This is a genomic window from Acinetobacter sp. YH01019 (genome assembly GCF_013420285.1).
Taxonomy (GTDB): Bacteria; Pseudomonadota; Gammaproteobacteria; order Pseudomonadales; family Moraxellaceae; genus Acinetobacter; species Acinetobacter gandensis.
In genome coordinates this window covers 1-9,889 of sequence record NZ_VOYM01000090.1, presented here as the reverse complement: position 1 = coordinate 9,889, position 9,889 = coordinate 1, and the positions used below count along the sequence as shown (strand labels likewise).

The window sequence follows — 9,889 nt, the reverse complement described above, 5'->3', positions numbered from 1 at the left end:
GATAAACTCAGTGCAAGGAGTTTTGATAGCCAAGTGAATGAGATCCATGCACGTGTAGCAGTTCTTAACAGATTTACGGAATTAGGTCGACCACTTACCCAAGTTACGCCTTAAATTTGGCTCAATTGGGGGCGCTTTGCATTTCAAATCTTTGTGCAACAAAGCCTATTAAATTCTAAGTTTAAAACTTAATTTAAACTGGGTAGATTTATTTTAGTAAAGGTGGCTTTATTTGAAGTCTGCTTGTGGCTTTGTATTATTAAAAAATCATCGGAAAGGAAAAGGTTTGGAAACTAGAAAATTTAAAATAGAGATCCTTGCATTATTAATTTCAACAGGGATGATTGGGGAGGTTAATGCTTCTGCACAATCAAACAAAGTTTTAAGTGTTGCTTTCGAAGCTCCAGATGATGGCTTTGATATGGTTAAAACGTATAATTACTACAGCGGTAATATCGCTGAGGCGATTTTTGAGCCTTTACTTAAATATGACTATCTTGCTAGACCTGTGGTTCTTGTGCCAAATACCATTGAGGCTATGCCAAAAATTGAGCAGGAAGGTAAGGTCTATACCTTTAAAATTAAGCGTGGCATATACTTTTCTAATGATGCGGCATTCAAAGGTAGGAAACGCGAGCTAGTTGCACAAGACTATATTTATTCAATTCAACGTATACTTGATCCAGCTAATCGATCACCGACTTACTCATTCATTGATGGCAAAATTTTAGGTGGTGATGAAGCTGTTGCTAATGCCAAAAAAACTGGAAAGTTTAACTATGAAGCTCAGATCGCTGGGCTTAAAGCGATAGATCCATATACTTTACAAATAAAACTCACACGACCTGATTATAATTTTCAATATATCTTAGCTTATGTCACTTTTGGTGCGACAGCGAAAGAAGTCGTTGCATTTTATGGCAATAAAATTGCGCAGCATCCTGTAGGTACTGGGCCTTATCAAATCAGTAAATATGTACCACGTAGCAAAATTGAGCTGATTGCCAATCCAAATTATCGTGGTTTTGTTTGGAATTTTAAGTCCACCGGTACTGCATGGGATAACCAATTAGTCAAAGAAATGTCAGGCAAAAAAATGCCACAAATTGGTAAAGTTTCGGTCAGTATCATTGAGGAAGAGCAATCGCGTTGGTTGGCGTTTAAAACTGGCCAACTAAATTTTGATAAATTGACATCAAATGCAGTACCTCAGGCTTTAGATGGAAATAAGCTTAAACCTGATATGCAAAAGCAGGGAATCAAGCTTTATCCAAACAAAGACGCAGAAATCACCTATACCATGTTCAATATGCAAGATCCTATTGTAGGTGGGACAAGTTTGGAAAAAATTGCTTTGCGTCGTGCAATTAGCATGTCATATAACCAAGCAGAATCTATTAAACAGTTATACCAAGGGCAAGCAGTTAAAGCTGAAATGTTTTTACCTGAAGGGGTCAGTGGATTTAATCCAAATTATAAGAGCAGTATTGGATATAACCCATTGTTAGCTAATAAGTTACTGGATCGTTTTGGTTACAAGAAGGCCGCAGATGGATACCGAAATTTGCCAAATGGCAAGCCTTTAACCCTCAAAATTAATACTGAAAATAGCTCAAAGTCTGTAATCCAGTCTGAGTTGTGGAAAAAGAATTTAGATGCGATAGGGATTCGAGTTGAATTTAAAGTAAGTAATTTTGCAGATAATTTAAAAGAAGCGATGCAGTGTAAATATATGATGTGGGGCGGTGCTTGGATTGCAGATTATCCTGAGGGTGAAAATTTCGCCCAATTGTTATATGGGCCGAACTCAGGGCAAGGTAATTTAAGTTGTTATCAATCTAAAGCTTATGATGCCTTATATAAGCAAGCGACAGCATTACAGCCAAAGCAAAGAACACCTCTTTATGAAAAGATGAATCGACAAATTGAAGCAGATAATCCTTGGATTATTCATTCAACCCGTTTACGCAATTGGCTTATTCATGCTGAAGTACAAGGCTATAAAACACATCCTATGATGAATACGAGCTGGCAATATCTAGATATTCAGCCAACTAAATAATAATTTTTCGGGATAACAATGAAGCAAAATTTGAAACTTAATTTAAAAGCGTTTGGTACGACATTTTTAGTCGGAGGGATGTTGCTTGCAGCGACCAGTTTTACTCAAGCAAAAAATCCTGCTGATCCAAATAAAGTTCTACGTTATATCTTTCCGGTTGCAGAAACAGGTTTTGACCCAGTAGGCGTACATGACCTGTATTCGGCGCACGTTAATACTTCAATTTTTGAAACTTTATTTACGTATGACTATTTAGCATCGCCTGCAAAATTAGTTCCCAAAACTGCTACAGCTATGCCACAAGTCAGTGCAGATGGCCTGACCTATACCATTCGCTTACAAAAAGGGATCTATTTTGCTGACGATCCAGTTTTTAAGGGTAAAAAACGTGAATTAACAGCCGCAGACTACGCATACTCATTTAAGCGTTTACTAGATCCTAATCTACGTTCTCCAAACAGTTGGTTGTTGGATGGGCGTATTGAGGGGATGGATGCAGTCCTCGAACAAGCAAAAAAAACAGGAAAGTTTAACTACGATGCTCCGGTTTCAGGGCTTCAAACCCCTGATCGTTATACATTGGTTATTCGTTTAAAGGCGCCAGATCAAAACTTTCCAATGTTGCTAGCGCATCAACCTGCATCGGCCATGGCACGTGAAGTTATTGAAAAATATCGAGACAAAGCAGGCTTTGTAATGGGGAGACCAGTTGGAACAGGCCCTTATATTTTAACGCGTTGGACACCCGGTTCACGGATCATTTTAAAAGCGAACCCGAACTATCGTGGTTTTGTTTGGAACTTTAAAGCATCAACTGCACAAGACCAAAAAATTGTCGATGCAATGAAAGGCAAGCAAATGCCTCAAATTGGTGTCGTTGATATACAAGTCATGGAGGAATCCCAGTCTCGATGGTTAACCTTTGCAAAAAACGAGGCAGACCTACTTGTTTTAGATGGTGATTTATCCGTTCAAGCCTTAAAGGATGGGCAGTTGAAGCCTGAGTTAGAGAAGAAAGGCATCCAGATGTCACGAATCTCTGATCCATCCATTGATTACCATTATTGGAATATGCAAAATCCGATTGTTGGTGGCTTCAGCAAAGAAAAAATTGCCTTACGTCGTGCCATGGCAATGGCCTATTCGGCAGATAATCAAATTAAAGTATTGATGAATGGTGATGCACAAAAATTACAAGCGCCAATTCCTTTAGGCGTTGCTGGTTTTGATCCACATTATAAGTCGAGCATTCCTTATTCTGTTAAAGCCGCAAATTTATTGTTGGACCGTTATAACTACAAAGTGGGTGCTGATGGATGGCGGACATTGCCGAATGGTAAACCATTGATTATCGAGATGACGCTGTCAGGAAATAGTAGTCGTAGTCAGCAACTTGGTGAGTTTTGGAAGAAAACATTAGATGGCATTAACATCAAAATGACCACAAAATCTATGCCTTTTGCCGAAGCATTAAAAGCCGAAAAACAATGTAAAACGATGTTTAAAGCCTCAGCTTGGATTGCAGATTATCCTGATGCTGACAACTTTATGCAGTTGTTCTATGGCAAAAATATCAACGTGACAAACAATGGTTGTTCAAAAATACCTGAATACGATCGTTTATATGAACAAACACAGCGCATGAAGCCCGGCCCTGAAAGGGATGCTGTTTATCGCAAAATGGCTCGAATTTTAGAAGTATACATGCCTGTACAAATTAACTATGCACGTTACAGAACAGTTTTGTCTCAACCGCGTGTTATTGGCTATAAAAAGCATCCTGTTCTAGCAACAGAATGGATGTACATCGATATTGACCCTAAGAAATAAAATGGAATAAAACTGGAGAAATTATGAAAAGCAACTTTATGCAATTGACCACGCTGAGTGTGTTAATGATGGGTGGTAGTCAGCTCGTTCATGCAGCAGAGACAACACGTAGTACTTTGCCAAAATTCCAAGCCAAAGATATTCCTGCTTTATGTGATGCAAATATTAAAAAAATTCAAAATGACTTAAGTGCTTTTGAACAAAAAAATATTAAGAAAAATGCAAAAGCGGCTCCAGTTCTTGCCGAATGGGATCAAGTCTTTTCAAAGTTTGAAGATTTTTACGGACCGATTGGACTTTATAGTAATGTTGATCCTGATGAAGCTTTACGTAAGGCCGCTGAAGATTGCGAAATTAAAATCAGTGAATTCCAAACATCAGTTTTTCAAAATCCAAAGCTTTATGAGCAAATTAAAAAATTAAAAACAAATGATGAAATTGAAAAAAAATATCGTCAGGATATTTTAGATAGTTTTGAAAATACTGGCGTTCAGTTAACAGCAGAAAAGCGTGCTCGCTTAAAAGCGATTTTTGATGAATTAGCGAAAATTGAACAAGAATATGCGCGTAATGTACGTGATAATGCTGAAAAACTTGAATTTACACCTGCCGAATTAAAGGGTTTACCTGACAGTTATATCTCAGGTTTAAAGAAAAATGAAAAAGGCAATTACTTATTAGGATTTGAGTATCCTGAATACCGTCCTTTTATGGAACTGGCTGAAAGTGATGATGCGCGTAAGCGTTATCAAACAGCATTTACACGCCGTGGTACTGAAAAAAATCTTGGCTTATTAAAACAAGCGATGGATTTACGCTATGAAATTGCACAATTATTCGGTAAGAAAAGCTATGCAGAGTGGGTGTTACAACATCGCATGGCCAAAGACCCTGCAACGGTAAATAAATTCCTTTCTGAAGTACATGCAACGGTTGCTCCACTTGAGAAAAAAGAAGTACAAACCTTACGTGAATTCAAAGCGAAGACTTTAAAAATACCTGTAGAAAAGGCTGAAATTAATCGTTGGAGCGAAGCATATTGGAGTGAAAAGCTTCGCAAAGAAAAGTATGAAGTAGATCAAGAGAAACTTCGTGACTATTTCCCAACACAAGCTTCACAGGAATGGATTTTTGCAATTTCATCTGACTTATATGGTATTGATTTCCAACCGGCGAAAGTCGATGTCTGGCAAGATGAAGTTGAATATTATGATGTAAAAGACAAAAAAACGGGTGAAATGCTAGGTGGGTTGTATATCGATAAATATCCACGCAAAGGCAAATATGGTCATGCTGCAGTTTGGGGTGTTAAAGGTGGCAGTACACTAACCAATCGTAAACCAATTTCTGCATTGGTAACCAACTTTAACCGTAAAGGGTTAAATAGTGATGAGTTGGAAACTTTTGTACATGAATTTGGGCACGCACTGCATGGCATCTTGTCAAATACACGTTTTGCATCTCAATCAGGCACCTCTGTAGAGCGTGATTTTGTTGAAGCACCATCTCAGATGTATGAAGAGTGGGCACGCCGCAAAGAAACATTATCGACATTGGCAAACTACTGTAAACCCGCATGTCCTCGTGTTGATGACGCTTTAATCAGTAAATTAAATGCAGTGCATAGTTATGGTCGTGGTTTGCATTATGCCCGTCAAACTTTATACGCACAGTTTGATATGGCTTTACATTCTACCGATGCTTTAAAAGTTCAACCTTTAGAAGTTTGGAAAAAGATGGAAGGTGCAACTGCTTTAGGATACGTGCCTACGACTGAATTCCCTGGGCAATTTAACCACATTATGGGCGGCTATCAGGTGGGTTACTACGGTTATATGTGGTCTGAGGTGATGGCTCTAGACATGCTTTCTGCATTTGGTGACAACCTCAATAATCCAGAAGTTGGTCAGCGTTATCGCAAGACGATTTTATCCCAAGGTGGCCAATATGAAGCTGAAAAAATCGTACATGACTTCTTAGGTCGTAAACCCGATAACAAAGCTTTCTTTGACGAAATTACAGGTCAACGAGTTAAGTAGGGACGACGCTTATGCTGGCATATATTATTCGACGGATATGGCAGATGATCCCAACAATGTTGGGTGTCGTTCTGCTTATATTCTTCCTATTTAACTGGGTTGGGGGCGATCCTGCATATATTTTGGCAGGTAAAATGTCGAACCCCGAACAAATTGAAAATATCCGTCAACAATTGGGCGTCGATCAACCCTATTACGTGCAATTGTGGATTTTTATTAAGCAAATTTTGACTTTTGACTATGGTTTAAGTTGGAGTACAGGCGAGTCTGTGTCAGATATTATTCTGACCCGATTGGGTCCTTCACTGACGATTCTTATTCCACTTACTATTTTGCAAACCATTATTTCAATTGGCTTAGCTTTAGCTGTGGCATCGGTACGAGGCAGTTTGACTGACCGTATGATCATGATGCTTTGCACCATTGGTATGTCCATTAGTATTTTGGTTTATATCATTGTTTTTCAATATGTATTTGCATATCAATTGAGTTGGTTTCCGGTACAGGGTTGGAGCGATAATTTTGGTGAAAACCTCTTTAAGTACGCCTTGCTGCCAATTTTAATTATGTTGGTCGTGAGTATTGCGCCAACCTTACGTTTGTACCGTAGTTTTGTTTTGGATGAAGTAAATCAAGATTATGTACGGACAGCGCGAGCTAAAGGTGTAGGTGAAAGTCGCATCTTGGGTGTTCATGTCTTAAGAAATGCCTCAATTCCAATTATCACTGATGTGATGTCTAGTTTGCCTGCATTATTGATTGGTGCTTTTCTTATTGAACGTTTTTTTGGTATTCCTGGAATTGGTCGTGAAGTCATTATTGCGGTAGAGCGTAGTGATTTCCCAGTGATTAAAGCGATCACGGTTTATGTTGCAGCAGCCACCATGATTTTTAACTTACTAGCGGATTTGATTTATAAAATTGTCGATCCTCGCGTTCAGTTGAAGTAGGTGACATATGCTAGGGACTTTAATTAAAAGAAAAGAAGTATCTAAACCTTCATCATCTACGGGCTTGTGGAAATTGGCAATGCGTCGCTTAAAAGCGGATCGAATTGCCATGATTTCACTATTTGTTGTGCTGTGCTATTTCGTTGTTTTGGTTTTGTCGATGACAGGTTTAGTTGCATCGAACTGGAATAAAGAAGTTGCTGAGAGTTACGCACCACCAACATTTATGGGAGCACCGCAAGAAGCTGCAAAAAAAGTTGAAACAACAGCAGCACAGGCATTACCTGAAAACCCTGTAGATCCATTGAAAGATGTGATTGCCGAATTGAATGCTGAAATCGCTGCGGGAAAGGGTGAATCATCAGCAATTGATTATTATGGTGTTGTAGACCCGTTAGCTGAAGATATGAAAGCGATAGATCAGCAACTGGGTGGGCATTTATTAGATCAACAAAGCGAGTTGAAGCAGACGTTACCTTTTGGTGCAGATAAGTGGGGACAAGACGTTCTACAAAAGACCATTAAAGGAGCTGAAACCTCGATTATTGTTGGGGTTGTTGCTGCGTTATTGGCAGTCGTGATTGGGACGATACTTGGTGCAATTTCCGGTTATTTTGGTGGTTGGGTCGACGATATATTGAACTGGTTTTACAACATTTTCACGTCTATTCCATATTTACTGTTGGTGTTGGCTATTGCAGCTGTCCTACAACAGAAGGGCATTATGTCGATTGTGTTGATTTTGGGACTCACTGGATGGACTGGGGTGTATCGTTTAATTCGCGCTGAGTACATGAAACACACATCGCGTGAATATGTACTTGCCGCGAAAGCTATTGGGGTAAGTCATTTTAGACGTATCTTTGTGCATATTTTCCCGAACGTTAGTCATATTGCATTAGTACAAATTTCAATTTTGGTTGTGGCATTTATTAAGTCTGAAGTCATTTTAAGCTTCTTGGGTTTTGGTGTTCCTGTAGGCGTAGTGTCTTGGGGGAGTATGCTCAATGAAGCCCAAAGTGAGCTGATTTTAGGTAAGTGGTGGCAATTGATTGCTGCTTCGGTAGCGATGGCTGTATTGGTTACCGCTTTTTCAATGTTTACTGATGCATTACGTGATGCATTGGATCCAAAAATAAAATAAGGGGTAGAGGATGACTGAGCAAAATCAATCTGTTAAGCCGACACTCCTGAGTGTAAAAAACCTCAAAGTGAGTTTTAAGGGCGAAAATAAAACCTATATTGAGACTGTAAAAGGAATTTCTTTTGATATTCCTGCCAATACCACAGTAGCGCTCGTTGGCGAGTCAGGTAGTGGTAAATCAGTCACTTCTTTGGCGACAATGGGTCTGTTACCCAAAGAGCAAAGCCGTATTGATGAATCGAGTAAAATTCTGTTTGAGGGAAAAGATTTACTGAGTTTGTCACCACGTGAGATGCGCGCTATCTGTGGTAAGGATATTGCGATGATCTTCCAAGAACCCATGTCTTCATTAAATCCGGTATTTACGGTTGGTGATCAAATTGCAGAGGTTCTACGTTTGCATTTGGGGATGGGGCGTAAGCAGGCACGTACTCGAACTTTAGAACTGTTAAAAGAAGTGGGTATTCCTTCACCTGAAACAAAAATTGATGCTTATCCAAGTCAAATGTCGGGAGGACAGCAACAGCGTGTCATGATTGCAATGGCAATTGCATGTGAACCGAAGTTACTCATTGCAGATGAACCAACCACGGCACTTGATGTGACAATTCAAAAACAAATTTTAGATTTACTTGAAACCCTGCAAAAAAAGCGTGAAATGTCGATGCTGTTCATTACACATGATTTGGCGTTAGTAGGTGAAATTGCAGATCAAGTCATTGTAATGCGGCATGGTGAAATTCGTGAACACGGCACTGTCACGGAAGTGTTAGAAAATCCACAAGATATTTATACTCGTGCCTTACTCAAGTGCCGCCCACAAATGTCAGAAAGACCTTTTAAGCTGCCGATGATTAGTGATTTCATGCGTCAAGATGGTGATCAGTTGATAGAAGATGTGCATCTTTCAGATGATACTAAACGTCAACGCAGTCGTGGTTTAACAGGAGATGAGCAGATTATTTTAGATGTTAAAGATCTAAAAAAATCGTTTTATAGTCGTAAAGGTCTGTTTGGTAAAGACGAATTTCAAGCAGTCAAAGGCGTTTCTTTTCAGCTTGCGAAAGGTAAAACTCTAGGTTTGGTTGGTGAGTCTGGTTCAGGAAAAACTACGATTGGCTTACTGTTGATGCGTTTGCAAGAAGCAACAGGTGGACAGGCGTTGTTTGAAGGCAAAGATATTTTGTCGATGAGTGAGAAAGAATTTAATCAGTATCAGCGCAAGATACAAATTATCTTCCAAAATCCATATGCATCATTAAACCCTCGCTTTACCGTGGGCCAAATACTGATGGAGCCGATGTTGGTTCATAACATTGGTAAAGATGATGCTGAACGTGAGCAAATGGCTTTTGATTTACTCGAACGTGTGAGTTTACCAGCACAAGCTTTTTATCGTTATCCGCATGAATTTTCAGGTGGGCAACGTCAGCGGATTGCGATTGCGCGTTGTTTAACTTTAAAACCTGAAATTTTGATTTGTGATGAATCTGTCTCTGCACTTGATGTATCAGTACAGGCGCAAGTTTTGAATTTACTGCAAGATTTACAAGATGAATTTGGCTTAAGTTATATATTTATCTCGCATGATTTATCTGTAGTGAAATATATTTCAGATCAAATTATGGTAATGAATCATGGAGATATTGTTGAAATTGCTAACTCTGATGTCTTGTATCAGAGTCCGCAACATGAATATACCAAGCGTTTGTTAAATGCAATTCCACAGGCGACAGAAGTAAGCGTCCGCTGAACACACCTTCTGAATTCATCCTATAAGCCTTAATTTAGTCCCCACTTAGAAACAAGTGGGGACTTAAATTTATGACTACAAATCATCAGACATCCATCGCATCTCTTGCGA

6 protein-coding genes and 1 pseudogene are annotated in these 9,889 nt (G+C 39.2%); all 7 read left to right on the top strand.

Features of this window, described 5'->3' with window-relative positions:
- Positions 1-114, top strand: a pseudogene (locus tag FTT84_RS15310) (IS5/IS1182 family transposase); the annotation flags it as partial.
- A gap of 226 nt (positions 115-340) precedes the next feature.
- Positions 341-2,062 (top strand): ABC transporter substrate-binding protein, encoded by a 1,722-nt coding sequence (locus tag FTT84_RS15305; protein ID WP_180081706.1) that lies wholly within the window; start codon positions 341-343, stop codon positions 2,060-2,062.
- Between the two features lie 18 nt (positions 2,063-2,080).
- Positions 2,081-3,892 carry an ABC transporter substrate-binding protein gene (locus FTT84_RS15300; protein WP_180081704.1) on the top strand — a complete coding sequence of 604 codons (1,812 nt, stop codon included), beginning with the start codon at positions 2,081-2,083 and terminating at the stop codon, positions 3,890-3,892.
- A gap of 23 nt (positions 3,893-3,915) precedes the next feature.
- Complete coding sequence (locus FTT84_RS15295) at positions 3,916-5,931, top strand: M3 family metallopeptidase (protein WP_067766098.1); 2,016 nt, start codon at positions 3,916-3,918, stop codon at positions 5,929-5,931.
- An 11-nt stretch (positions 5,932-5,942) separates the two neighbouring features.
- Positions 5,943-6,881: an ABC transporter permease gene (locus tag FTT84_RS15290; protein ID WP_067766101.1), complete on the top strand. Its 939-nt coding sequence runs from the start codon at positions 5,943-5,945 to the stop codon at positions 6,879-6,881.
- Positions 6,882-6,888: 7 nt separating this feature from the next.
- Positions 6,889-8,025 (top strand): ABC transporter permease, encoded by a 1,137-nt coding sequence (locus FTT84_RS15285; protein WP_067766104.1) that lies wholly within the window; start codon positions 6,889-6,891, stop codon positions 8,023-8,025.
- A gap of 10 nt (positions 8,026-8,035) precedes the next feature.
- Positions 8,036-9,778: an ABC transporter ATP-binding protein gene (locus tag FTT84_RS15280; RefSeq protein ID WP_180081702.1), complete on the top strand. Its 1,743-nt coding sequence runs from the start codon at positions 8,036-8,038 to the stop codon at positions 9,776-9,778.
- Positions 9,779-9,889: the final 111 nt, after the last annotated feature.